Origin of the sequence: Vibrio sp. 10N.222.54.E6 (assembly GCF_041473955.1) — a bacterium.
Classification (GTDB): Bacteria; Pseudomonadota; Gammaproteobacteria; order Enterobacterales; family Vibrionaceae; genus Vibrio; species Vibrio tasmaniensis_A.
This window is the reverse complement of record NZ_JBFRTD010000023.1, coordinates 172,963-199,464: the sequence shown is the minus strand read 5'-3', so window position 1 is coordinate 199,464 and position 26,502 is coordinate 172,963. Positions and strand designations below refer to the sequence as shown.

Genomic DNA, 26,502 nt, shown 5'->3' with positions numbered 1-26,502 from the left:
TTACACTGGAGAATCCTATGGCTCAAAGCAAAGTGTTAATCGTCGAAGATGATGAAGGTCTACGCGAAGCCCTTGTCGATACACTCGCGCTTGCTGGTTACGAATGGCTGGAAGCGGATTGTGCGGAAGATGCTCTGGTAAAATTGAAATCAAACTCTGTTGATATCGTGGTCTCTGATGTACAGATGGCCGGTATGGGCGGTTTAGCATTGCTAAGAAACATCAAGCAGCATTGGCCAAATCTTCCGGTTCTATTGATGACGGCCTATGCCAACATTGAAGATGCGGTCGCGGCAATGAAAGAAGGCGCTATCGATTACATGGCAAAGCCATTTGCTCCAGAAGTGCTGTTAAACATGGTGAGCCGTTACGCTCCCGTAAAGTCGGATGACAATGGCGATGCTATCGTTGCCGATGAGAAAAGTATCAAACTAATGATGCTGGCTGACAAGGTGGCTAAAACCGATGCCAACGTGATGGTGCTAGGGCCAAGTGGTTCTGGTAAAGAGGTCATGTCTCGCTATATTCATAACGCTTCGAGCCGTAAAGACGGTCCGTTTGTTGCGATTAACTGTGCCGCGATTCCAGATAACATGTTGGAAGCGACACTGTTTGGCTACGATAAAGGTGCGTTTACCGGTGCGATTCAAGCTTGCCCTGGTAAATTTGAACAAGCTCAAGGTGGTACTATTTTGTTGGATGAGATCAGTGAAATGGATCTTAGCCTACAAGCGAAACTATTGCGCGTATTGCAGGAGCGCGAAGTTGAACGTCTTGGTAGCCGCAAGAGCATCAAATTGGATGTCCGTGTTCTAGCAACCAGTAACCGCGACCTAAAACAGTATGTTTCTGAAGGGAATTTCCGTGAAGATTTATACTACCGACTGAATGTATTTCCAATTACTTGGCCAGCGCTGTGTGAACGTAAAGGTGATATTGCGCCGCTTGCGAAACATTTGGTGGAACGTCATTGCACCAAACTAGGAATGCCTGTTCCTGTTCTGTCTGAGCAAGCCATTAGTAAACTCGTCAATTATCCGTGGCCGGGAAATGTGCGTGAACTGGATAATGTCGTGCAGCGCGCTCTAATTTTGAGTGAGCAAGAAAATATTTCAGGCGAACATATTTTACTTGAAGGTGTTGATTGGCAAGACGCTACTGGACTACAACAGATCGTTGAAGGGAACAGTGTTGCAGCGCCAGAAATTAAGCCGATTGCTGAAGCGAATCCTATCAATAAAGTCGTGGCAGGTAGCGAAGGGCTTGGAAATGAACTTAGAGATCAAGAGTATGCGATCATTCTCGAAACATTGATTGCTTGTCATGGTCGACGTAAAGATATGGCTGAAAAGCTAGGCATTAGCCCTCGTACATTGCGTTATAAATTAGCGAAAATGCGTGATGCTGGAATAGATATTCCAAATTGAACATAAATTAGTAGTGTCAGCTTTCTGACTAGTGTATTACGATAGCTAGTCAAATTGATGCATGGCACGTTAATTGCTCTGTCAATAATACAGCTAAATAGATAGTCATAATTTTGACTCCTGAGGTAGTAAATGAGAATAGATGGTTTACAAGGCGAAATGCAGGCAATGATGGTTGAAGCTGCCAGCACGCGCCCTGCTGCAACGGGCCAAGCGGTTGGTGCAGATTTTGGCAACATGCTGACTAATGCCATCAATAATGTGAACTCATTACAAAAGACCTCTGGTAATCTTCAAACTCGTTTTGACAGTGGCGATCAAAGCGTGTCTTTATCTGACGTGATGATTGCTCGTAATAAATCTAGTGTGGCTTTTGAAGCGACGATCCAAATTAGAAATAAATTGGTCGAATCGTACAAAGAGCTGATGAACATGCCGGTATAAGTTGGGTAGTAAATAGTGGCAGATAACAGTCAAACAACAGATTTAACCGTAAGCGATAGCAACGACCACGCACTTATTGCAAGTTCTGATCTAGATGGCGAAGGGCAAAATACCGATTTAGGTGAGCGCAGTTCATCTAAGTTTGATATGGCCGTCGGTGATCTCGATTTGCTTCGTCAAGTCGTCTTAGTTCTTTCTATCTCGATCTGTGTAGCGCTTATTGTAATGCTGTTTTTCTGGGTGAAAGAGCCAGAAATGCGTCCATTAGGGGCTTACGAAACAGAAGAGTTGATCCCGGTTCTTGATTATTTGGATACGCAGAAGATTGAGTACTCTCTTGAAGGGAATACCATCTCGGTACCTGCGAGTGAATATAACTCATTAAAGCTAAATATGGTTCGAGCGGGTTTGAACCAAGAGCGAAACACCGGTGATGATATCCTCATGCAAGACATGGGTTTCGGTGTATCACAACGTTTAGAGAAAGAGCGTCTTAAACTAAGCCGTGAAAGACAGCTTGCTAAAGCTATTGAACAGATGAAGCAGGTACGTAAAGCTCAAGTTTTACTTGCCTTACCTAAGCAAAGTGTCTTTGTTCGTCACAATCAAGAAGCCTCTGCCTCAGTATTCCTGACACTTAAAACGGGGACGAACCTCAAGCAGCAAGAAGTTGATTCTGTTGTGGACATGGTGGCTAGTGCCGTTCCGGGGATGAAAACTTCGCGAATTACAGTGACCGATCAGCATGGCCGACTTTTGAGCTCTGGCTCTCAGGACCCGATGTCAGCGGCACGCCGAAAAGAGCACGAGTTAGAGCGTAATCAAGAGCAAGCGCTACGTGAAAAAATTGACTCTATTTTGATTCCGATTCTTGGGTTTGGTAACTACACGGCTCAGGTTGATATTCAACTCGACTTTAGTGCTGTGGAACAAACAAGAAAGCGTTTTGATCCGAATACTCCAGCAACCCGAAGTGAATATACATTAGAAGACTACAATAACGGCAACGTTGTGGCTGGTATTCCAGGGGCTTTGAGTAACCAGCCTCCTGCTGATGCATCGATTCCCCAGGACGTGGCTCAGATGAAAGATGGTACGATGATGGGGCAAGGTTCGGTTCACAAAGAAGCGACCCGCAACTTTGAGCTGGATACTACCATTAGTCATGAGCGAAAACAGAGCGGCACGGTTAATCGTCAGACCGTATCTGTTGCAATCAAAGATCGCCAATCATTGAACCCTGATACGGGAGAAGTGGTTCACACCCCAATTCCAGCAAGCGAAATTAACGCGATACGTCAGGTATTGATTGGGACTGTGGGTTTTGATGAAAACCGCGGTGATTTACTCAATGTTTTAAGCATGCAATTTGCACCTCAAGTAACGGATATTGTTGCTGACGTACCAATTTGGGAGCACCAACACTTTAATGATTGGGTTCGTTGGTTTGCGAGTGCGTTGGTTATTATTGTTGTCGTATTGGTGCTGGTTCGCCCTGCAATGAAAAAACTGCTTAACCCAGCAGCAGACGATGACGATCAAATGTACGGCCCCGATGGCATGCCAATTGGTGTTGACGGCGAAACCAGTTTAATTGGTGGTGATATTGAAGGTGGTGAGTTATTTGAATTTGGTTCAAGTATCGACCTACCAAACCTTCACAAAGATGAGGACGTACTGAAAGCAGTACGTGCACTTGTAGCAAATGAACCAGAGCTAGCAGCTCAAGTAGTTAAGAATTGGGTGGCAGATGGCTAACGAAATTGTTCCACAACAAGCAGAAGGTGGTGAAGGGCTTGATGTCGCAAGTGTTGATATCGAGTCTATCTCAGGCGAAGAACGCGCTGCTATCTTGTTGCTAAGTTTAAGTGAAGAAGATGCTGCGGGTATCATTCGCCACCTGGAACCTAAACAGGTTCAACGTGTTGGTAGTGCAATGGCACGTTCAACGGATTGGTCTCAAGAAAAAGTAGGTGCTGTGCACCGTGCTTTCCTAGATGATATTCAGAAGTACACCAACATCGGCATGGGCAGTGAAGACTTTATGCGTAATGCGTTGGTAGCTGCGCTGGGCGAAGATAAGGCGAATAACCTTGTTGATCAAATCCTTCTGGGTACTGGCTCTAAAGGTTTGGATTCTCTTAAGTGGATGGATCCTCGTCAGGTGGCAAGCATCATTATCAACGAGCACCCACAGATTCAAACGATCGTACTGTCTTACTTGGAATCGGATCAGTCTGCTGAGATCTTGTCTCAATTCCCTGAGCGTGTTCGTCTTGATTTGATGATGCGTATTGCTAACCTTGAAGAAGTTCAACCTTCAGCTCTCGCTGAATTGAATGAAATCATGGAGAAACAGTTTGCGGGTCAAGCGGGTGCTCAAGCTGCCAAAATTGGTGGCCTGAAAGCCGCTGCTGAGATCATGAACTACATGGACAATAATGTAGAAGGCATCTTGATGGGGCAAATTCGAGATCAAGACGAAGACATGGCAACACAGATCCAAGATCTTATGTTTGTCTTTGAAAACCTTATTGAAGTTGATGACCAAGGTGTTCAGCGATTGCTGCGTGATGTCCCACAAGACGTTCTACAGAAAGCGCTTAAAGGTGCTGATGAAAGCCTACGTGAGAAGATCTTCAAGAACATGTCTACGCGTGCAGCTGATATGATGAGAGACGATATTGAGGCGATGCCGCCAGTTAAAGTCTCTGATGTAGAAGCGGCTCAGAAAGAGATCTTGGGTATTGCGAGGAAGATGGCAGACAGTGGCGAGATTATGCTGTCTGGTGGCGCCGACGAGTTCCTTTAATACAGAAACCTCAAGAGCCCCACATTGTTGGGGCTTTTCTTTATCCAACTTCAAACCACAGATTAACTACCGTGTAATTGCTTGAATCTACAACGCAGTTGGACGAACTCATAGATAGGTACTGATATGTCAGGTGATAGAAAACGTGGCTTCCTTCGCCCTGAAGAAGATAATACGGTTGCCCAACCTCAGAAATGGGGGCTGCCTGACTATACCTCTGATGTGAACAAACAAGCCAAAGAAACGGCTTTTAACTACGATCCTGGCTGGATGCCAACGGTTGAAGAAGCCATTGAAGACGAAGAGCTGGTTCTAACTGAAGACCAAATCGAACTGATCAAGCAAGGCGCTTATCAGGAAGGGCTTCATCAAGGACAAGAGGCTGGCTTTAAACAGGGCTACGAAAAAGGCAAAGACGAAGGGTTTGCCGCAGGTCACGAAGAGGGTAACGAAGCCGGCAAACTTGAAGGCGTTACTGCTGGTCAAGAGTACATTCAGCAGCAAGTCGCCATCTTTATGGGGCTAGCCAACCAGTTCGCTCAGCCATTAGAGCTGATGAATGCTCAGGTAGAGAAGCAACTGGTGGACATGGTGTTGACTATGGTCAAAGAAGTGGTTCATGTTGAAGTGCAAACCAACCCACAAATCATACTAGATACCGTGAAAGAATCGGTAGAGTCATTGCCAATCTCAGGTCACGCGATCACATTGAAGCTAAACCCTGAAGACGTTGCAATAATACGCTCAGCGTATGGCGAAACGGAATTGGACTCTCGCAATTGGACGTTGGTATCAGAGCCTGCACTCAATCGCGGCGACGTACAAATTGAAGCGGGTGAATCGAGTGTTAACTACCGCATGGAAGAGCGCGTGAAGAACGTCATTCAAAGCTTCTGTGGTGTAAATCGTCATCAAGGTCATGAGTAATGCTTGAGTTAGCGAACCGTCTTAGCCAATACAAAGTCGAGGGGCTAAAGTCGCGACCAATTGCTTCAGGCAAACTAGTTCGTGTTGTTGGACTAACGCTTGAAGCTACCGGCTGCAAAGCGCCAATTGGCAGCTTATGCTTAGTAGAGACTATGTCTGGTCAGATGGAAGCTGAAGTGGTTGGCTTTTCTGGCGATAACCTGTTTTTGATGCCAAGTGAACAAATTACTGGGATCTTACCAGGCGCTCGCGTGACACCGATGACGTCGGAAAGCGGTATCCCTGTTGGAATGGAGTTGCTTGGTCGTGTTATCGATGGCGTAGGTAATCCGCTCGACGGTTTAGGTCCAATCTATACCGAGCAACGCGCTTCCTTTAATGCTGAGCCAATCAATCCTTTAGCTCGTAAACCTATCTCTGAGCCACTTGATGTTGGCTTAAAAGCGATTAATGGCTTACTAACGGTGGGCAAAGGGCAGCGTATCGGCCTGTTTGCGGGCTCCGGTGTGGGTAAGTCGGTTACGCTTGGGATGATGACTCGTGGTACAACCGCGCAAGTGGTCGTGGTGGGGTTGATTGGTGAGCGTGGACGAGAAGTAAAAGAATTTATTGAAGAGATCCTTGGCGAAGATGGTCGTAAGCGTTCTGTTGTGGTCGCCGCTCCTGCGGATTCGTCTCCATTGATGCGTTTAAAAGGCTGTCAAACCGCACTGGCTGTAGCTGAGTATTTCCGAGACCAAGGTCTAGATGTTTTACTACTGATGGACTCATTGACTCGTTTCGCTCAGGCGCAGCGTGAAATCGCTCTGTCTGTGGGTGAGCCGCCAGCAACCAAAGGCTATCCGCCGTCTGTGTTTGCCAAGCTTCCTGCGCTGGTGGAGCGAGCAGGTAATGGTAACGATGAACAAGGTTCTATCACTGCTTTCTTTACCGTGTTAACAGAAGGTGATGATTTACAAGACCCTATTGCCGATGCATCGCGAGCGATTCTTGATGGTCACATTGTTTTATCTCGTGAGATGGCTGATGCTGGTCACTATCCCGCGATTGATGTTGAGAAATCCGTCAGTCGTGTTATGCCTCAAATCACCACCGAAGAACATGTCTTGATGTCGAAAGCCGTTAGACAAGTGCTGTCTATATGCCGGAAAAATCAAGATTTGGTTTCGATTGGTGCTTACAAGCCGGGAACAGACCCTGCAATCGACAGTGCTTTCACTTTGAAACCGAGGTTGGACGAGTACTTACAACAGAAAATGAAAGAAACGGTTCCCTATGATATGTGCGTCAACATGTTAAAGCATGTGTTAGGCGGTTAGGTCGTGTTGAATAAGGTCAATCATGGATAACGCGTTAGAATTTCTTCTCGATCAAGCGAAAGACCAAGAGAACCAAGCTGTATTGGCGCTGAATCAAGCGAATGTCGAGCTGCAGGGTTACTACGAACAGGTCGAACAGATTGAAAAATATCGACTTGATTACTGCCAGCAACTTGTTGACCGAGGTAAGGCCGGATTAACGGCTAGCCAATATGGTCACTTAAACCGTTTCTTAACGCAATTAGATGAAACGCTCTCTAAGCAGAGAGAAGCGGAACACCACTTTAAAAATCAGGTCGATAACTGCCAAAACTATTGGATGGAGTTACGAAAAAAGCGTAAATCCTACGAATGGTTGATGGAGAAAAAGCAGAAAGAAAAAGCAAAGCTGCAAGATCAAAGAGAGCAAAAGCAAATGGATGAGTTCTCGACTCTGTTATATAGCCGAAAGAAGATTTGAACCTAATTCGCGAATGACGCAAGTGTTGCTCTGCAGATGGCAGACTTAAAACTTATAGGCATGTTTCTTGCTCTGTTTTATATCAAATTGCGAGTTATGCTCACCAAAGGCATAAAAAGCACCCGACTTTCTTTTTGTTGTCTGATTCAAGGCAGCAAAGCTAGTAGATAGAGCTTGTATATATGAATGTTAGTCTTTCCTCAAATTCAGCGACCAACAAAACGTCATCGTTGTTGGACTCCGGTTCTGCCTCTTCAAAGGTAGAAGAAACTGGAGACTCTAAAGGTTTCTTTGAGTCTTTCAAAGAAGCACTAGGCTTTGAAGAAAGTGACAGTAAAGTCGCAGCAAAAGACACAGAAAGCACCGCGAAGCCTGATGCTAAACAGGCCTCTACCGAAGGTGAAGCGTCAGCCGAAGCGAACAAAGGTGATTCAGCTGAATCAAAGGCTACTGACGAAGTAAGCGAAGCGCAAAGCAAGCAAGCAGCTTCAGAAGTAGAAGGCGAGAAAGCTGCTGAGGAAACATCTGCAGAGGCTGTGTCTGGAACTGAGGCTAAGCTCAAAGCCAATTCGGGCACTGATAGCACTGTCGCTGATAAGGCGGATGGTAAAGATGCGCAGGTTACGACGAATGATTCTAAAGAACAGGTTGCTCAATCCCAAACTCAGGGTACATCAGCTGTAGATGGCTCTACGCAAGCATCGCAAGCTAATGCAGCGATGAATGAAGGCAATAAATTGCTTGGTCAATTGGATGAGGCAAACAAAACTCTAAATCAAGCGTCAAACGGCAAAGGCTTGCCTCAGCAAGGTCAGGTAGATAACGCCCAAGGTAATATCTCCGGTGCTTCAGTTGCAGTAGCCTCCGTTACGGATGAGGCGAGACAACAAACGAATGCAGCAATCCAAGAGAATAGTCTTGAGGTGGATTCTGAAATCGCTGTTCTTACCGGAGGTAAGGGGGTGTCTCAGCTGACTGATGATGAAATCCGACAGTTGATGGATAAAGGCGTCACTCCAGAACAAATTGAAGCCAGTATGAACCGAGAGCTGAGTCAAAAGAATGCGGCTAGCGCCGCGGTGGCCGAACAGAGCCAAGCGATCTCAGCTGCGGATATTGAACTCGCCAAGCAGGTTGATGCCCATACCAAAGCACTAAAACAATTGAATGGACAAATCGAATCAGAACAGTCTGTTGTCGATAGCTTGCTTAAGAAGCAACAAAGTGGTGCTAAGTTGACGGTTGATGAGCAAGCCGCTTTGGCTAAAGCGACCTCTAACTTAGACCTGTTGAATCAACAGCTCACTAACGTTCAACAACAAGCAACGGCTTTGCTAAATCAAGCTCCGGCTGTGAATAGCGCGTCTGGTGAACCCGCTGCTATTGATTGGGATAATACGGATTCAAGCGAAACTAAAGCTTTAGCTGCGGCGGCATCAACAGCAGCTGTAGCGACGGCTGCACAACAAGTGTCAGCGCAGGCCGCTTCTCAATCAACAAACAATGCTCTTACGGATAAGGCAGCAATGCTGCACGCCAACAATGCACATGCAGCCGCTCAACAAGCTAATGTTGCTTCACCTCAGCAGCAAGCAACGTTGGATCCAGCTTTAACCGCGCAAGGGATCGCGATGAATGCAGCGCCAGTCACTACAAAAGCAGGCTCTACTGATGCGCTTCTTAAAGCGGGCGCAGGTGCCGCGGCATTGTCTGGTTTGGGCAAAGCCGGTGCTAAAGAAGATTCTAAAGATTCGACCTTTGCTCAGCAGATAGCCTCGGCCGCTGGCGCACAAGGTACAGCTACGGTGGGTTCAGCACCTACGCGAGCTGAAATTCAAGCGGCTCAACAGGCACCTTTGCAACTCACTAAAGAGTTAGCGAACGACCAGGTGGCGGAAAAAGTCCAAATGATGATGTCTAAGAATCTCAAGAGCTTGGATATCCGTCTTGACCCACCAGAGTTGGGGCAGATGAAAATTCGCATGACCATGAATAATGACGTGGCGAACGTGCACTTTACTGTCGGTAGTCAACAAGCGAGAGAGGTTATTGAACAAACCTTACCTCGTTTGAGGGAGATGCTCGCTCAGCAAGGGATGCAGCTTGCTGAGTCTTCAGTCCAGCAACAGAATACTGGTCAGGGGCAAGACAGGTACAATAATGGCGAGCAACAATCAGGCTCTAACCGTATAAATGATGGTCAAGGTGATGAAAACCTTGATAGCAACAGCAATCTTGAATTGAATGTCACGTCAAAGCGTGATGGAATTAGTTATTATGCCTAGTATCAGGCTAAAACACTTAGCTAATAGAAAGAACCGTTAGTTTATAGAAGAACAGTTAGTTAATAGAAAGTACCGTTAGTTAATAGAAGAACAGGAAGTTAGAGCTGAATATGGCAGAAGAACAAGAAACACCGAAAGGAAAGAGTAAGCTCCTCATTATCGCTATCGCGGTTGTTGTGCTGTTACTTGGAGGTGGTGGTGCCGCATTTTTCTTAATGGGTTCCGATGATAAGGCTGAGGGTGCTGGGTCGTCAGCTGAGGTTCAACTCATGGGTGCCGATCCAGTGGTCTATGTTAATGTGCCTCAAGCTTTCTTATTTAACGTTACGGGCGATAAGAAAGATCGCTTAGTTCAGATAAAAGTACAGCTGATGGTACGTGGTATGAAGAATGAAGTTCTCGCTCGATACCACTCTCCACTTGTTGAAAGCGCACTACTTGCCACATTCGCTTCGGCGACGGTCGATCAATTACGATCTCCTGCCGGGAGAGTTGAACTGCGGAACAAGGCGACTGAAGATATTAAAGCAAGCTTAACTCAAGCTGTTGGCCAGCCGGTAATTGAAAAAGTGTTATTCACTGACTTTGTAATTCAATAGGTAATATGTGACCGATTTATTAAGCCAAGACGAAATTGATGCGCTATTACATGGCGTTGATGATGTTGAAGACGTTGAAGATGTCTTAGAAACCGAAAGTGACAATACGGTCAATTTTGATTTCTCATCACAAGATCGAATCGTTCGTGGTCGAATGCCGACCCTTGAACTTATTAACGAGCGTTTCGCACGCCATATGCGTATTAGCTTGTTTAATATGTTGCGTAAGACGGCTGAAGTGTCGATCAACGGCGTACAGATGATGAAATTTGGTGAGTACCAGAACACACTCTATGTACCCACAAGTTTAAACATGGTTCGCTTCCGCCCGTTAAAAGGTACTGCGCTAATCACGATGGAAGCTCGGCTAGTTTTCATTCTCGTAGAGAACTTTTTTGGTGGTGATGGTCGTTTTCACGCCAAGATTGAAGGTCGCGAATTTACACCAACAGAAAGACGAATTATTCAGTTACTACTGAAAATTGTTTTTGAAGACTACAAAGAAGCTTGGTCTCCCGTGATGGGCGTTGAGTTTGAATACTTGGACTCTGAAGTAAACCCAAGCATGGCTAACATTGTGAGTCCAACCGAAGTGATTGTTGTGAGTTCATTTCACATTGAAGTCGATGGCGGCGGCGGTGATTTCCATGTGGTTATGCCTTACTCAATGGTTGAGCCGATTCGTGAACTGCTGGATGCTGGTGTCCAATCAGATAAAATGGAAACCGACGTTCGTTGGAGCTCTGCATTGCGTGATGAAATCATGGATGTGCCAGTCAACTTCCGTGTCAATTTGCTCGAGCAAGATATCTCTTTGCGTGATTTGATGGAACTTCGTCCTGGGGATGTTATCCCGATGAATATGCCTGAGCATGCAACCATGTTTGTTGAAGAACTGCCGACCTATCGTGTTAAAATGGGCCGTTCTGGAGAGAAGCTCGCGGTACAGATTTCTGAAAAAATTGAAAGACCTCATGTGGTCAAAACCGATCTCGCCTTTCTTGGCAAAGACTTAATGTCTGAGTTGGAAAACAGCGAAGATGAAGAATAGCAAAGTAGATAAAAGTATAGGAATTGGTAATGGAACCTAGTGAAGATCAAAAGCTAGCAGACGAATGGGCTGCAGCACTTGGTGAAGACCCTTCAGCACCGTCAATCGATGTTGATGATGTTCTCGCGGCACCACTTGATGAGTTAACCGACTCATCGTCTCCAATTTCAGAAGATGAGCGTCGTAAGCTGGATACCATTATGGATATCCCAGTGACTATCTCAATGGAAGTCGGCCGCTCTCAAATTAGTATCCGTAACTTACTTCAATTGAACCAAGGTTCGGTTGTTGAGCTAGATAGAATTGCTGGTGAGTCACTTGACGTGATGGTTAACGGCACTCTGATTGCTCATGGAGAAGTGGTTGTGGTGAATGACAAATTTGGTATTCGTTTGACAGACGTTATTAGTCAAACAGAACGAATTAAGAAGTTGCGTTAATGGGCTTCTTGTCTCAAAGACTGGCGGGCTCTTCTCTCGGAATGACAGGTTTGTCTCGTAGAGTCTTGGGAGTAGGGCTACTTGCTACTCCTTCTATTGCCTTTGCGGCAACGCCTCCTTCTCTCGATTTAGCGACCACCTTTGGGTCGCTAATTTTCGTTATAGCCTTCATTTTATTTATTGCTTGGCTACTGAAGCGAATGCAAGTGCCTGCGATGTCGAATCAACAAGGTTTGGCTATTATTAGGCAAATTCCGGTAGGCACAAAAGAACGTATCGCTATTGTACAAGCGGGTGATGAACAGTTCTTGGTAGGCATTACCACACAATCGATTCAGCTGATCTCTAAGCTCGATAAACCTCTCACTCAGGAGATGCTGGAAAAAAGTACATTTTCAAGTCAGCTTTCCCAGCTAATAAAAAAAGATGCAAACAAGTAACGGATTTTTGAATCCATTTTACTTTTGCCATGCCGGATTTTTCCGTACGGTGAAAGTGTGGTTGGTTCAGCTCATCATATTCTGCTCTCTCGTATTTAGCGTGTCAGTATTTGCACAGGTTGAAGATGGCACTGTCATTCCTGCGAATACCGCTGGATCTGAGTCGGTCACCATCAGTACGATGCAGCAAGATCAAGCCAAATCGAAGACTATGACCACTGGTAGCTTAACCGGTAATGGTGGCGGCATACCTGCATTTACCATGACCACCAATGCCAATGGCGGTGAAGACTACTCGATTAACCTGCAAATTCTTGCGTTAATGACCATGCTTGGCTTCTTGCCGGCGATGGTTATTTTGATGACATCGTTCACCCGCATTGTGGTTGTGATGTCTATTTTGCGTCAGGCAATGGGTCTCCAACAAACACCTTCAAACCAAGTGATTATTGGCATTGCGATATTTCTGACCTTCTTCATCATGTCGCCAGTAATCAGTCAGGTCAATGAACAAGCTGTTCAGCCTTATTTGAATGAACAGATATCAGCGCGACAGGCGTTTGATGTTGCCCAAGGGCCGATTAAGTCTTTTATGCTTAAACAGACTCGAATCAAAGATCTTGAAACTTTTGTTGAGATATCCGGTGCGCAAGTAACTAACCCAGAAGATGTTTCAATGGCGGTTCTGATTCCTGCGTTTATCACGTCTGAATTGAAAACAGCTTTCCAGATAGGCTTTATGTTGTTCTTGCCGTTCCTAATTATCGACTTGGTGGTGGCATCAGTTTTGATGGCCATGGGTATGATGATGTTGTCACCAATGATTGTATCGTTGCCGTTTAAGTTGATGTTGTTCGTCCTTGTTGATGGTTGGAATTTGATACTCTCCACACTCGCCGGCAGTTTTGCCTTGTAGCTGGGGGAAGCATGAATCCTGAAATATTCGTAGATTTGTTCCAAGATGCCCTTTGGATGGTACTAATTATGGTGTGCGCCATAATTATTCCTAGCCTGCTGATTGGTTTGGTTGTGGCTGTTTTCCAAGCGGCTACTTCGATCAATGAACAAACTTTAAGTTTCCTACCACGTTTGATCGTGACGTTATTAGCGTTGATGATGTTTGCGCATTGGATGACCCAAATGATGATGGAGTTCTTTTTCGAACTCATCGAACGCTTGCCACAAGTTCTTTACTAAACCGATATGGAATACCCAACGAGCCTTGTACTAGAGTGGTTAGCCAATTATTTTTGGCCCTACACTCGCATCTCAGCCATGCTGATGGTGATGACAGTAACCGGTGCACGCTTTGTGTCGCCGCGTATTCGTCTGTATTTAGGTTTAGCGATCACCTTTGCGGTGATGCCTGCGATCCCCGCTGTTCCTAAAGAGATTGAACTGCTCTCTTTCCAAGGTTTCTTGACTGTATTTGAACAAATCGTGATTGGCGTTGCCATGGGGTTTGTCACCCAATTCATGATTCAAACTTTCGTGATGCTCGGCCAGATATTGGGTATGCAATCAAGCTTGGGTTTCGCCTCTATGGTGGATCCGGCTAACGGGCAAAACACGCCAGTACTGGGCCAGTTGTTTATGTTGCTAGCGACCATGTTTTTTTTGGAGACAGACGGTCACTTGAAAATGCTGCAGCTGGTGGTGTTCAGCTTTAAGACTTTGCCCATTGGCAGTGGAAGTTTGACCTCTGTTGATTATAGAGAGCTTGCTCTGTGGTTGGGTATCATGTTCAAAACAGCATTAGCAATGTCATTGTCTGGTATTATTGCGCTGCTGACGATTAACCTTTCGTTTGGTGTAATGACGCGTGCGGCACCTCAACTAAATATCTTTTCTTTGGGTTTCTCATTTGCGCTACTCGTGGGCCTATTGCTTTGTTGGTATATCCTTGGCGGCTTATTTAGTCACTATGAGTTATTCTGGATACAAACCGAACAACAGATATGTCGTCTAATCAGGTTAGAGTGCTAGGAGACTAAAATGGCAGAGTCAGACGGTCAAGAACGCACGGAAGACGCCACGCCCAAACGCTTGCAACAGGCCAAAGAGAAAGGGCAGGTTGCAAGGTCAAAAGAGTTAGCGTCGGCGTCGGTACTTATTGTTGGTGCGATTGCTTTAATGTGGTTTGGTGAATCGATGGCGAAAGCTTTGTTCGAAACAATGCAACGTCTGTTTTCTCTGAGTCGGGAAGAAGTTTTTGATACCACAAAACTCCTCGAAATTGCAGGTGGCGCATTAGTGAATCTATTGTTCCCGCTGTTCTTAATCCTGATAACCTTATTTGTTGCAGCCGTCATTGGTGCGGCGGGTGTCGGAGGAATTAATTTCTCTATGCAGGCGGCGATGCCTAAGGCGTCTAAGCTAAACCCACTCAGTGGTATTAAGCGTATGTTTGGTCTGCAGAGTTGGGTTGAACTGTTGAAATCTATCTTGAAAGTGGCACTTGTTTCGGGAATGGCCATCTATCTTATTCAAGCTTCTCAACACGATTTAATGCAACTGAGCATGGAGGTATACCCACAGAATATCTTCCACGCTTTAGATATCTTGCTTAATTTTATTCTGCTGATCAGCTGCTCTTTACTTATCGTGGTGGCGATTGATATCCCGTTCCAGATTTGGCAACACGCCGATCAGCTGAAGATGACCAAACAAGAAATTAAAGATGAACACAAAGATACTGAAGGTAAGCCTGAAGTTAAGGGCCGCATTCGTATGTTGCAAAGAGAAGCTGCCCAGCGCCGTATGATGGCTGACGTACCTCAAGCGGATGTGATTGTGACCAACCCGGAGCATTTCTCGGTGGCTCTACGCTATAAGCAGAATCAAGACAAAGCCCCCGTTGTAGTTGCGAAAGGTGTTGATCATATGGCAATGAAGATCCGTGAAATTGCCCGTGAAAATGACATCTATATTGTTCCTGCGCCACCATTGGCTAGGGCGCTTTATCACACTACCGAACTAGAACAACAAATTCCTGACGGTCTGTTTACAGCAGTTGCTCAAGTGCTTGCATATGTGTTTCAACTGAAACAGTACCGAAAACGAGGCGGAGAGAGGCCAAAACTCCAAGATTCTAATATGCCGATCCCACCTGATTTACGACATTAGATCAATTGCTTGAGCTCTGCTTGATGAACCCTGATAATAGCGGGCTAGCTAATCCTCTTTTTAGAGAGGCGATGGCAATAATTTGACGAAAAGTGTTGGTACAGTGTTTGCTATATCAACCCCGAATATTATAAGCCGATCATTAATAACCTTAGCATTGTAAATCTGAGTATTATAAGCCCAGTCATTATAAATCCTAGCGTTATAAATCCCGAGCATATAAAGCTTAGTATTATAAACCTGTGCATTTGAACCTATGCACTATAAACCATAGCAACATAGCTTAGACCTGAGCCTCAAATAGCTTAGTGAGATGGCTACAACATAGCGAAACTGTCTAGACTTATGAAATTCTCCCTGCCTTTTGCGGACAAGCTGCCTAAAATCCCTAATCGTGCGATGCCTGCAATTGGCGCACCCGTTATGGTACTTGCGACGCTCGCTATGGTGGTGTTGCCAATACCAGCCTTCTTGTTGGACATGTTCTTCACTTTCAACATTGCACTGTCCATGGTTGTGTTACTGGTTTCGGTTTATACCCGCAGGCCTTTGGACTTCGCTGCATTCCCGACCGTACTTCTGATTGCGACTCTACTTCGATTAGCTTTGAACGTTGCTTCGACACGTGTGGTATTGCTTCATGGTCACGAAGGTGGTGACGCGGCCGGTAACGTTATTGAAGCCTTCGGTAACGTGGTTATCGGCGGTAACTACGCGGTAGGTCTAGTGGTGTTTTTGATTTTGATGATCATCAACTTCATGGTTGTAACCAAAGGTGCGGGTCGTATTTCGGAAGTAAGTGCGCGTTTCACCCTAGATGCCCTACCGGGTAAACAGATGGCAATCGATGCCGACTTGAATGCGGGTTTGATCGACCAAGATCAGGCTCGTACTCGACGTTTTGAAGTGACCAAAGAGGCCGACTTCTACGGCTCGATGGACGGTGCATCTAAGTTTGTTAAAGGCGATGCAATAGCCGGTATCTTGATATTGTTCATCAACATCATTGGCGGCTTGAGTATCGGTATGGCTCAGTTTGACCTTGGTTTTGGTGAGGCCATCGAAATCTATACGCTACTGACTATCGGTGACGGTCTGGTTGCACAAATACCATCGCTGTTACTTTCTATTGCTGCGGCGATGATGGTAACGCGTCAAAATACTGATGAAGACATGGGCGAACAACTTGTCTTCCAAATGTTCGATAATCCTAAAGCCCTAATGATCACCGCTGCTATCCTCGGCATCATGGGTATTGTTCCTGGTATGCCACATTTCTCCTTCTTGAGCCTTGCTGTGGTTGCTGGGGCTGGGGCTTACTTTATCGATAAAAAGAACAAGGCAAAGGTAGAAGAGAAAAATCTACCTGCAACCGCTAATGCCAATGGTGATAAGCCCGCATCGCAAAAAGAACTGTCTTGGGATGATGTTCAACCGGTAGATATTATTGGTCTCGAAGTGGGGTACCGCTTGATTCCTTTGGTCGATAGAGACCAAGGTGGTGAATTGCTTGAGCGCGTGAAAGGTGTACGGAAAAAGCTGTCTCAAGATTTTGGTTTCTTGATTCCAGCAGTACACATTCGCGATAATCTGGAACTGACACCAAACAGCTATCGAATTACCCTGATGGGGGTAGCGGTTGGTGAGGCTGAGATCAAGCCGGACATGGAGCTCGCGATTAACCCTGGCCAAGTCTATGGGATGATAGATGGAGAGCCGACGATTGACCCTGCCTTTGGCCTTGAAGCCGTCTGGATTCGTGAAGAGCAGCGTGAACACGCACAAGCCTTAGGTTATACGGTTGTAGACTCTTCAACCGTACTTGCCACACACCTTAGCCAGCAGTTAACGAATAACGCTTCACAGTTGATTGGCCACGAAGAAGTTCAAAACTTACTTGAGATGCTTAGCCGATCAACACCTAAGCTGGTGGAAGGTTTTGTACCGGATCAATTACAGCTTGGTGTGGTTGTGAAAGTTCTACAAAACCTACTGAATGAAGCGATTCCAATTCGTGATATTCGAACCATTGTCCAAACTTTGTCGGAGTACTCTTCTAAGAGTCAAGAACCTGACATATTAACTGCAGCTGTTCGTATCTCACTAAAACGACTAATTGTTCAAGAAATCAATGGTATAGAGCCAGAATTACCAGTTATAACCTTGATTCCTGAATTGGAACAAATCTTGCATCAAACCATGCAGGCATCCGGCGGAGAATCTGCTGGTATTGAACCTGGTTTAGCCGAACGTTTACAGACCTCACTCAGTAACGCGACACAAGAGCAAGAACTGAAAGGTGAGCCAGCGGTATTATTGACCTCTGGTGTTTTACGTTCGACTCTGGCTAAGTTCGTGAAAAACACGATCCCAAGCTTGAGAGTATTATCTTACCAAGAGATACCAGACGAAAAGCAGATACGTATAGTACAAGCTGTTGGTAATTAAGCCGCCTAATTAGAACGGACGATCGAATTGAAAATTAAACGATTTTTTGCAAAAGATATGCGAACAGCCCTGCTCCAAGTTAAAGAAGAACTTGGCTCAGAAGCGGTGATCATGTCTAACAAAAAGGTCGCAGGTGGTGTGGAAATTGTTGCCGCTATTGATGGCGATTCCAGCCCGTCGACAGCAAGTCCCAGACTCAATAAACCTCAGCAGCCTACGCAAAGCCAGTACACTCAAATGTCTGAGCCCAAATTGCCAACTGGGCGTCGTCAATTAGATGATGACAAGGTTAGCATCCAGCCGAATGCAGAAGGTGGACGCTCAATGACCAAGCGCTTTGCGAATATGCTAAAGCAATACAGTCATGGCGCCGACGATGATCAACAACATCGCGCTGAAAACGAAGACTCGTTATCAGCATTGCTCAATCGCCAGTCAAGTAACGGTCATCAACCTCAGAGTAGCCAGCATTCTAGCGGCACCCTTGACTCGGCCTTTGCTCGTGAAACGGGTTTATCTAAATTGATTGCCGAAGATCGCAGAGTAGAGCGTCCAGCACCTCGCTTAGATCCTACCCGTTATGATCGTGGTCGTGAGAATGCTCAATCCAAAGGTTCAGATACTGAAATGGAAACGATGCGCGACGAGATGACTTCAATTCGTCGTTTGTTAGAGCACCAAGTCTCTGGACTCATGTGGCAAGAAGTCGAACGTCGCGAACCTTTGCGAGCGATGCTTATCAAGCGCCTAGAACGTATGGGTGTTTCGGCAGAACTCGCCGATCAAATGGCCTGTTACATTCCAGAAGACACAAAACCAGCACGAGCATGGAAAGCCTTGCTTGCTCTGGTCGCGGATCAAATCTCAGTAACACAAAAAGATATTTTAAAACGCGGCGGTATTGTGGCCTTACTTGGCCCGACTGGCGTAGGTAAAACAACAACCGTTGCTAAGCTCGCAGCCCGCGCAGCAATGGAGTACGGTGCAGACAACGTAGCGCTTGTGACAACGGACACATATCGCATAGGTGCACATGAGCAGTTATCGATTTATGGTCGAATTATGGGTTGTCCTGTAAGAGTTGCTAAAGATTCTAGTGAATTGGCCGATGTAATATATCAGTTACGTAATCGTCGCCTGATTCTAGTCGATACTGCAGGTATGGGGCAGCGAGATGTTCGCCTATCTGAGCAGTTAGACACATTGATGCAAGAGAGTGGTTCCGTTATCAATAGTTACCTTGTGTTACCCGCAACCGCGCAACGCAAAGTACTACAAGAAACCATTGAACACTTTAGAAGAATCCCGCTGTCGGGATGTATCCTGACGAAGCTGGACGAATCGCTTAGTTTGGGTGAGTTCATCAGTGTGGTAATACAAAATGCATTGCCAGTTGCTTATATAGCAAATGGTCAACGAGTTCCTGAAGATATCGTTATTGCTCAGCCAAAGTACATGATTGCTAAGGCCAATGAGTTATTAGAAAAATCGACAGAGAATGAACCTCATTACTGGAATAGCGATTCTGAAGGGCTCTAGGCGGCGGATAAATATGAATGAGAATATGATACACGATCAAGCTAGCGGCCTCCGTCGCTTAACCCAGCCTTCACTCACAAAAGTTATCGCTGTAACGGGTGGCAAGGGAGGCGTAGGTAAATCGAATGTAACGTTAGGTATGGCTATTTGTATGGCTCGCCAAGGCAAGAAAGTCATGGTACTGGATGCCGATTTAGGATTAGCTAACGTAGACATCATGCTCGGCATTCGTTCTAAACGAAATCTTGGGCATGTGTTGGCTGGCGAGTGTGAACTTAAGGATGCGATTGTCGAAGGGCCGCACGGAATTAAAATTATTCCAGCGACATCAGGCACACAAAGCATGACTGAACTTTCACACGCTCAACACGCTGGATTGATTCGTGCTTTTGGTTCGCTTGAAGACGAGATGGATATCTTATTGGTTGATACCGCAGCGGGTATATCCGATATGGTCATCAGCTTCTCAAGAGCTGCGCAGGACGTGGTTGTGGTGGTTTGTGATGAACCAACGTCGATTACTGATGCATATGCATTGATTAAGCTGTTGAGTCGAGAGCACCAAGTACAGCGATTCAAAATTGTTGCAAATATGGTCAGAAGCTATCGCGAAGGCCGAGAATTATTTGCAAAGTTGACTTTGGTCACAGAGCGCTTCTTGAATGTGAGCCTCGAACTCGTAGCATGTATTCCTTTAGATGATAAAGTACGTCAATCAGTTAAGAGACAGAAAATCGTAGTCGATGCGTTTCCTCGCTCTCCAGCTGCATTGGCAATCAGCTCTTTGGCTAATAAGGCATTGACCTGGCCAATACCAAAAACACCAAGCGGACACTTGGAGTTTTTTGTTGAAAGGCTGCTGAACCGTACTGAATTTATAGAGGAACCATTTGGTGAATAAAGCGCTTACTTACGATCAACATGCTAATCACAATAGCCAGCAGGCTTTTTTTGAGAAGTACTCTGTGTTGGTTAAGCGTATCGCTCATCATTTGTTGGGGCGATTACCGCCTAATGTATTAGTTGATGACTTGATTCAAGCCGGCATGATTGGCCTGATTGAAGCGCAACAGAACTATGATGGTACCAAAGGCGCAAGCTTTGAGACGTACGCAGGTATTCGAATTCGTGGGGCAATGTTGGATGACATTCGCCGCGGGGATTGGGTCCCGAGATCGGTTCATAAAAATAATCGAGAAATCAGTAGTGCAATCGCGGAATTAGAGGGCACTCTCAATCGCGATCCCAGTGATGCTGAGGTGGCAAAGCACATGGGGCTGAGTTTAGACCAGTATCACAGTGCTTTAACTGATATTAATTGCTCAAAATTGGTAGGGATAGAAGACTTAGGTGTCTCTGATGATGTAATATCTCCGAATGAAGATTCTCAAGATAATACGCCTTTTCAAGGGGTTGCAGATGAATCATTCCGCCAAGCTTTGATCGACTCGATAAAACAACTTCCGGAAAGGGAAGGCCTCGTGCTTTCGCTTTATTACGACGAAGAACTCAATTTAAAAGAGATTGGGGAAGTATTAGGTGTCAGCGAATCTCGTGTCAGCCAAATACTAAGCCAATCTATGCAGCGTTTACGCACTAAGTTAAGTGCTTGGACACAGAACGACTAACAACACTGATTTTATTCAGTGGAGGCTAATTTGAACAAAAACATGAAAATTCTCATTGTTGATGATTTTTCAACGATGCGCCGAATTGTTAAAAACCTACTTCGTGATTTAGGTTTCAACAACACTCAAGAAGCAGACGATGGCTTGACCGCGTTACCTATGCTGAAAAAAGGCGAATTTGATTTCGTGGTAACTGACTGGAACATGCCGGGTATGCAAGGTATTGATCTTCTAAAACACGTCCGTGCAGACGCTGAACTTAAGCACCTTCCAGTGCTTATGATCACAGCAGAAGCTAAGCGTGAGCAGATCATCGAAGCAGCGCAAGCGGGTGTTAATGGTTACATTGTGAAGCCGTTCACTGCCGCAACTCTAAAAGAGAAACTCGACAAGATTTTTGAGCGTTTATAAGCACTCATAATAACCTGTTTCAGGCGCTTCATAGAGAGACATTAACTTTTTTGTTTCCCGTTTACCTCTAAAGCTGAAGCGTCACAAACTATGCGGAGTAAGGCCGGACTCAGGATGATTTCATTAGAACAAGCAAAAAAATTAGTAGAGCTGCTTGAAAACGACGAGCAGCAAGGTGCTGATTCTCTTGTTAGAAGCATTTATGAAGATAATTTTAATCTTCAAGATAACCCAATGCTTCAAGAAATAGGCAGTCTGACTCGTGACCTCCATGATTCTTTGACACAATTCAACTTTGACGAGCGTATTAACGTTATCGCAAATGATGAAATCCCTGACGCCAGGGATCGCCTTCAATATGTCATTGATAAAACGGAAGTTGCGGCGAACAAAACGATGGACGCTGTCGATCGCTGTATGCCAATTGCAACTAATTTACACGAGTGTTTACTTCAAGTAAGGCCTCAATGGAATGAACTGATGCATGGCCGCATTGAGCTAGTAACATTCAAAGCTTTATGCCACCGCATTGATGGATTACTTGTCCAAGTAGAAGGTGATAGTACTGAACTACGTGGACAACTGACTGAAATCTTGATGGCTCAGGATTTCCAAGATTTAACTGGGCAGATTATTAGCAAAGTTATTACCTTGGTGAATGAGGTTGAAGGACGTCTGGTAGAGATTCTCACCGTATTCGGTGCGAATCAAATAGAACCAACACCAGAGACAGAGAAGAAGTCATCTATTGCTCCAGAGGGTCCGATCATGAACCCAGAAGCTCGTGAGGATGCTGTTGCATCTCAAGATGAAGTCGACGATTTGTTATCCAGTCTTGGATTTTAAAGGTAACGTATGAGCTACGATTTAGACGAAGATATTCTTCAGGACTTTTTAGTCGAAGCAGGAGAGATCCTCGAACTCCTATCAGAACAACTGGTAGAGCTAGAGAATAACCCTGACGACAAAGAACTACTAAACGCTATTTTCCGTGGTTTCCATACAGTAAAAGGTGGTGCTGGTTTCCTAGCATTGACCGAGCTGGTGGATACTTGTCATGGTGCTGAGAATGTGTTCGACATTCTAAGAAATGGCCAACGCAGTGTAACATCAGGACTGATGGATACGATGCTACAGGCTTTAGATACAGTCAATGTACAGTTTAAAGCCGTGCAAGATGAGGAAGCTTTAGTACCAGCAGACCAATCTTTACTGGATGAACTTCATCGCCTCTGTAAGCCAGAGTCTGAAGATGAAGTTGTGGCAGTAGAAGCTCCAGCACCGGTTATCTCTGAGCCTATCGTTGCAGCTCCTGAGCCTGTTATTGCTCAGGAACCTACTGTTGAAAGTACAAACATCAGTGCATCTTCCGTGGATGATATTTCTGAAGATGAATTTGAGCGTTTACTTGATGAACTTCACGGCAAGGGTGGTTCACCAACGACATCATCTGTAGACACACCAGCGCCAGCACCTGTGGCACCTCAGCCAGTTGCTGCGAGTGGTGACATTACTGACGACGAATTTGAAAAGTTGTTAGATGAGTTGCATGGTGCAGGTCAAAGCCCGACAGCTGCAAGCTCAACGCCACCACCACCTCCTCCAGTCGCTCCGGTAGCCAAAGCACCAGTAAAGTCTGAAGGCGATGACCTAATGACTGATGCTGAGTTTGAGAGTTTACTTGACCAGTTACACGGTTCAGGTAACGGCCCTTCAATTGAAGAGTTGGATGCTGCGACTAAGCCTGTACAAGCGAAGCCTGAGCCTGTTGCGCCGAAAGTCGCTCCTAAACCACAGCCTGCTCCTGTTGCTGTAAAAGCAGAGCCTAAGCCTAGCGTACCAGCAAAAGCTGAAGTTAAAGCGCCTGCGAAGAAGCAGCAAGCTGAAGCCACAGTTCGTGTTGATACATCAACACTGGATACCATCATGAACATGGTGGGTGAGCTAGTATTGGTTCGTAACCGCCTCGTTAGCTTAGGTTTAAACAGCAACGACGAAGAAATGTCGAAAGCTGTCTCTAACTTAGATGTTGTTACTGCTGACCTACAAGGTGCAGTAATGAAGACGCGTATGCAGCCGATCAAGAAAGTATTTGGTCGCTTCCCTCGCGTTGTCCGTGACCTTGCTCGTACCTTGAAGAAGGACATCGTTCTTGAAATGCGTGGCGAAGAAACGGATCTTGATAAAAACTTAGTAGAAGCACTTGCTGATCCCCTGATTCACTTGGTGAGAAACTCTGTCGATCATGGTATCGAAATGCCGGACGACCGTGTTGCTGCGGGTAAATCTAAAACCGGTAAAGTGATTCTGTCTGCCTCTCAAGAAGGCGATCACATTGAACTGGCTATCGTTGATGATGGCGGCGGTATGGACCCTGATAAGCTTCGTGCAATCGCGGTTAAGCGCGGTCTGATGGATGATGATGCAGCGTCTCGCCTAACAAATAAAGAGTGTTTCAATCTAATCTTTGCTCCTGGCTTTTCAAGTAAAGAAAAGATCTCAGATATCTCTGGCCGTGGTGTAGGTATGGACGTTGTGAAAACAGCGATCAACACACTGAATGGTTCTATTGATATCGATTCAGAGATGGGCCAAGGCACCAAGATAACCATTAAGGTTCCGTTGACACTTGCGATTCTACCAACCTTAATGGTCGGTGTTGCGGGTCACCCGTTCGCATTGCCACTGGCTTCTGTAAATGAAATCTTCCACCTAGACCTAAGCCGCACAAACGTGGTTGATGGCCAGCTAACGATCATCGTTCGCGATAAGTCTATTCCACTGTTCTACTTACAAAATTGGCTTACACCTAAAGAAGGTCTTGTTGAAGGACGTCAAGGTCATGGTCATGTTGTTATTGTGCAACTTGGTAGTCAACGTGTTGGTTTTGTTGTAGATGCGCTTATCGGCCAAGAAGAAGTGGTTATTAAGCCACTTGATAAGCTTCTTCAAGGCACGCCAGGAATGGCAGGTGCGACAATTACAAGTGACGGTCACATAGCATTGATTTTAGATGTGCCGGACTTGTTGAAGCAGTACGCAGCTGCATCAAGAATTTAACTTAAGGATAAATATGGCGATTAAAGTATTAGTCGTTGATGATTCGAGCTTCTTCCGTCGTAGAGTAAGCGAGATCATCAACTCGGAGGCTCGCCTAGAAGTCATCGATGTAGCAGTAAACGGTAAAGAAGCGGTTGAGAAAGCGAAAAAGCTAAGACCTGACGTAATTACCATGGACATCGAGATGCCTGTCATGGACGGTATTACTGCCGTTCGTGAAATTATGGCTGCGTCTCCGACGCCTATTTTGATGTTTTCATCGCTAACGCATGATGGTGCAAGAGCAACGTTAGATGCGTTAGATGCGGGTGCTCTAGATTTCTTACCTAAGAAATTTGAAGACATCGCTCGTAACCGTGACGATGCTGTCGCATTGCTTCAGCAGCGCGTGATTCAGATTGCTGCAAAACGCGCGTTTATGCGACGCACTCCTGTTGCGCCAAGAGCTACCGCAACAGCTACGGCGTCAACATCAGCGCCATTGCGCCAATCTATTTCAGCAACAGCCCCTGCTGCTAAACCAGCGGTTGCTTCAACCGCGAAATTCAGAGCTTCGGGTAAAAAGTATCAATTAACTGCAATTGGTACTTCTACTGGTGGGCCAGTTGCACTACAGAAAATTTTGACACGCATCCCTGCCAGCTACCCGCATCCGATTGTGTTAGTGCAGCATATGCCAGCAACGTTCACCGCTGCTTTTGCTAGCCGCTTGAATACCTTGTGTAAGATTGAAGTTCGTGAAGCTCAAGACGGAGACCTGTTGAAACCTGGGGTGGCTTATCTTGCTCCAGGCGGAAAGCAAATGATGATTGATGGTCGCCCGGGTTCGGCGCGTCTGAAGATTATCGATGGTGGTGACCGAATGAACTACAAGCCTTGTGTAGATGTCACTTTTGGTTCTGCAGCTAAGATCTACGGCGATAAAGTGTTGTCTATGATACTGACCGGTATGGGTGCTGATGGTCGAGAAGGTTCTCGCATGTTAAAAACAGCGGGTTCGACCATTTGGGCGCAAGACGAAGATAGTTGTGTTGTATATGGTATGCCTCAAGCTGTAGCAAAAGCTGGCATTTCTACTGAAGACCTACCTCTAGACCGCGTTGCGGAACGGATTTTGGTCGAAGTTGGGTTAGCTTAGGTAAATCGACATGATTGTTTGGAGTGTTGCAAACCAAAAAGGTGGCGTTGGGAAAACGACGACGACAGTGACCCTAGCTGGCTTACTTGCCTTAAAGGGTCATCGTGTGTTGTTGGTTGATACTGACCCACATGCATCACTAACCACCTATCTGGGTTACGACTCAGATACGGTGGAATCGAGCCTGTTTGATCTGTTCCAGCTGCGTGAGTTTTCTACGCAAGCTGTGAGAGCGTTGACTATACAGACCGAAATTGAAGGTATCGATATTATTCCCGCACACATGTCATTGGCGACATTAGACCGTGTAATGGGAAATCGAAGTGGTATGGGCTTGATCTTAAAGCGTGCTTTAGCCGCTTTGAAAGATGACTATGACTACGTGCTTATCGATTGTCCGCCTATTCTTGGTGTGATGATGGTGAATGCGTTGGCTGCCAGTGATCGTATCTTGATTCCGGTACAGACTGAATTTTTGGCGATGAAGGGTTTAGAGCGCATGATTCGCACTCTAACCATTATGCAGAAGTCTCGCAAAACACCGTTTAAGGTGACGATTGTCCCGACGATGTACGACAAGCGAACGAAAGCATCATTGCAAACATTGACTCAGCTTAAAGATGACTATCCAAACCAAGTTTGGACCTCTGCTGTGCCGATTGATACCAAGTTTCGCGATGCCAGTCTAAAACGTTTACCAGCATCTCATTTCGCATCGGGTAGCCGTGGTGTATTTGCTTATAAACAGCTGCTTATTTATCTCGAGAGGTTAGCGATAAATGAGCGCGAATAACGAATCGACATTGACGCAACCAAGTTTATCGAGTGAACAAGCAATCGATGATTACTTTACCGCGCTGTTAGGCGATGAAAACTTTGAATCTGATGCTTTTCTTGTTGACGAGTCTAGCGACGAATCACAAACTAAAGAGCCAGAGCCAGAGCCAG

At 45.6% G+C, this 26,502-nt stretch carries 25 protein-coding genes and 1 pseudogene; all 26 read left to right on the top strand.

Annotation, left to right across the window (positions count from 1 at the left end; genetic code table 11):
- The first annotated feature begins 17 nt into the window (after window positions 1-17).
- On the top strand, window positions 18-1,427 hold the full coding sequence (locus AB4513_RS14565; protein WP_009848555.1) for a sigma-54 dependent transcriptional regulator: 1,410 nt from the start codon (window positions 18-20) through the stop codon (window positions 1,425-1,427).
- Between the two features lie 132 nt (window positions 1,428-1,559).
- Entirely contained in the window at window positions 1,560-1,871 is a 312-nt protein-coding gene (gene fliE / locus AB4513_RS14560; RefSeq protein ID WP_009848554.1) for a flagellar hook-basal body complex protein FliE, read from the top strand.
- Between the two features lie 15 nt (window positions 1,872-1,886).
- Window positions 1,887-3,629, top strand: coding sequence for a flagellar basal-body MS-ring/collar protein FliF (fliF, locus tag AB4513_RS14555; protein ID WP_009848553.1), 1,743 nt, complete (start codon window positions 1,887-1,889; stop codon window positions 3,627-3,629).
- Window positions 3,622-4,683, top strand: coding sequence for a flagellar motor switch protein FliG (fliG, locus tag AB4513_RS14550; protein ID WP_102257952.1), 1,062 nt, complete (start codon window positions 3,622-3,624; stop codon window positions 4,681-4,683). The genes fliF and fliG overlap by 8 nt, the downstream gene beginning before the upstream one ends.
- 126 nt (window positions 4,684-4,809) lie before the next feature.
- The gene (gene fliH, locus AB4513_RS14545; protein ID WP_102257951.1) at window positions 4,810-5,610 is read left to right on the top strand and encodes a flagellar assembly protein FliH; all 801 of its coding nucleotides are present in this window, start codon (window positions 4,810-4,812) and stop codon (window positions 5,608-5,610) included.
- Window positions 5,610-6,929: a flagellar protein export ATPase FliI gene (gene fliI / locus AB4513_RS14540; RefSeq protein WP_009848550.1), complete on the top strand. Its 1,320-nt coding sequence runs from the start codon at window positions 5,610-5,612 to the stop codon at window positions 6,927-6,929. Before fliH ends, fliI begins: the two co-directional genes overlap by 1 nt.
- Before the next feature lie 22 nt (window positions 6,930-6,951).
- Complete coding sequence (gene fliJ / locus AB4513_RS14535; protein WP_009848549.1) at window positions 6,952-7,389, top strand: flagellar export protein FliJ; 438 nt, start codon at window positions 6,952-6,954, stop codon at window positions 7,387-7,389.
- A 182-nt stretch (window positions 7,390-7,571) separates the two neighbouring features.
- Entirely contained in the window at window positions 7,572-9,674 is a 2,103-nt protein-coding gene (locus AB4513_RS14530; protein ID WP_009848548.1) for a flagellar hook-length control protein FliK, read from the top strand.
- A 110-nt stretch (window positions 9,675-9,784) separates the two neighbouring features.
- On the top strand, window positions 9,785-10,273 hold the full coding sequence (fliL, locus tag AB4513_RS14525) for a flagellar basal body-associated protein FliL (RefSeq protein ID WP_009848547.1): 489 nt from the start codon (window positions 9,785-9,787) through the stop codon (window positions 10,271-10,273).
- A gap of 7 nt (window positions 10,274-10,280) precedes the next feature.
- Window positions 10,281-11,324 (top strand): flagellar motor switch protein FliM, encoded by a 1,044-nt coding sequence (gene fliM / locus AB4513_RS14520; RefSeq protein WP_009848546.1) that lies wholly within the window; start codon window positions 10,281-10,283, stop codon window positions 11,322-11,324.
- Window positions 11,325-11,353: 29 nt separating this feature from the next.
- A complete protein-coding gene (fliN, locus tag AB4513_RS14515) occupies window positions 11,354-11,764 on the top strand; it encodes a flagellar motor switch protein FliN (RefSeq protein ID WP_004739851.1) in 411 nt (136 codons plus the stop codon).
- A complete protein-coding gene (fliO, locus tag AB4513_RS14510) occupies window positions 11,764-12,204 on the top strand; it encodes a flagellar biosynthetic protein FliO (RefSeq protein ID WP_009848545.1) in 441 nt (146 codons plus the stop codon). The genes fliN and fliO overlap by 1 nt, the downstream gene beginning before the upstream one ends.
- On the top strand, window positions 12,191-13,120 hold the full coding sequence (gene fliP / locus AB4513_RS14505; protein WP_009848544.1) for a flagellar type III secretion system pore protein FliP: 930 nt from the start codon (window positions 12,191-12,193) through the stop codon (window positions 13,118-13,120). The genes fliO and fliP overlap by 14 nt, the downstream gene beginning before the upstream one ends.
- A gap of 11 nt (window positions 13,121-13,131) precedes the next feature.
- Window positions 13,132-13,401, top strand: coding sequence for a flagellar biosynthesis protein FliQ (gene fliQ / locus AB4513_RS14500; RefSeq protein ID WP_009848543.1), 270 nt, complete (start codon window positions 13,132-13,134; stop codon window positions 13,399-13,401).
- A 6-nt stretch (window positions 13,402-13,407) separates the two neighbouring features.
- Complete coding sequence (gene fliR, locus AB4513_RS14495; protein WP_009848542.1) at window positions 13,408-14,190, top strand: flagellar biosynthetic protein FliR; 783 nt, start codon at window positions 13,408-13,410, stop codon at window positions 14,188-14,190.
- Window positions 14,191-14,199: 9 nt separating this feature from the next.
- On the top strand, window positions 14,200-15,330 hold the full coding sequence (flhB, locus tag AB4513_RS14490; RefSeq protein ID WP_009848541.1) for a flagellar biosynthesis protein FlhB: 1,131 nt from the start codon (window positions 14,200-14,202) through the stop codon (window positions 15,328-15,330).
- Window positions 15,331-15,675: 345 nt separating this feature from the next.
- Complete coding sequence (gene flhA / locus AB4513_RS14485) at window positions 15,676-17,778, top strand: flagellar biosynthesis protein FlhA (RefSeq protein WP_009848540.1); 2,103 nt, start codon at window positions 15,676-15,678, stop codon at window positions 17,776-17,778.
- Between the two features lie 27 nt (window positions 17,779-17,805).
- Complete coding sequence (flhF, locus tag AB4513_RS14480) at window positions 17,806-19,317, top strand: flagellar biosynthesis protein FlhF (protein WP_032555338.1); 1,512 nt, start codon at window positions 17,806-17,808, stop codon at window positions 19,315-19,317.
- A 13-nt stretch (window positions 19,318-19,330) separates the two neighbouring features.
- On the top strand, window positions 19,331-20,218 hold the full coding sequence (locus AB4513_RS14475; RefSeq protein WP_009848538.1) for a MinD/ParA family protein: 888 nt from the start codon (window positions 19,331-19,333) through the stop codon (window positions 20,216-20,218).
- The gene (locus tag AB4513_RS14470) at window positions 20,211-20,945 is read left to right on the top strand and encodes an RNA polymerase sigma factor FliA (RefSeq protein ID WP_009848537.1); all 735 of its coding nucleotides are present in this window, start codon (window positions 20,211-20,213) and stop codon (window positions 20,943-20,945) included. The genes AB4513_RS14475 and AB4513_RS14470 overlap by 8 nt, the downstream gene beginning before the upstream one ends.
- 42 nt (window positions 20,946-20,987) lie before the next feature.
- Complete coding sequence (cheY, locus tag AB4513_RS14465; protein WP_012603445.1) at window positions 20,988-21,356, top strand: chemotaxis response regulator CheY; 369 nt, start codon at window positions 20,988-20,990, stop codon at window positions 21,354-21,356.
- Window positions 21,357-21,470: 114 nt separating this feature from the next.
- On the top strand, window positions 21,471-22,202 hold the full coding sequence (locus tag AB4513_RS14460) for a protein phosphatase CheZ (RefSeq protein WP_009848535.1): 732 nt from the start codon (window positions 21,471-21,473) through the stop codon (window positions 22,200-22,202).
- A gap of 9 nt (window positions 22,203-22,211) precedes the next feature.
- Window positions 22,212-24,416, top strand: a complete 2,205-nt coding sequence (locus AB4513_RS14455) for a chemotaxis protein CheA (RefSeq protein WP_009848534.1) — start codon at window positions 22,212-22,214, stop codon at window positions 24,414-24,416.
- A 13-nt stretch (window positions 24,417-24,429) separates the two neighbouring features.
- Window positions 24,430-25,554 carry a chemotaxis response regulator protein-glutamate methylesterase gene (locus AB4513_RS14450; RefSeq protein WP_009848533.1) on the top strand — a complete coding sequence of 375 codons (1,125 nt, stop codon included), beginning with the start codon at window positions 24,430-24,432 and terminating at the stop codon, window positions 25,552-25,554.
- Between the two features lie 10 nt (window positions 25,555-25,564).
- Window positions 25,565-26,347: a ParA family protein gene (locus tag AB4513_RS14445; protein ID WP_009848532.1), complete on the top strand. Its 783-nt coding sequence runs from the start codon at window positions 25,565-25,567 to the stop codon at window positions 26,345-26,347.
- A pseudogene (locus AB4513_RS14440) lies at window positions 26,334-26,502 on the top strand (chemotaxis protein CheW); the annotation flags it as partial. The gene AB4513_RS14445 and the pseudogene AB4513_RS14440, both read left to right, overlap by 14 nt.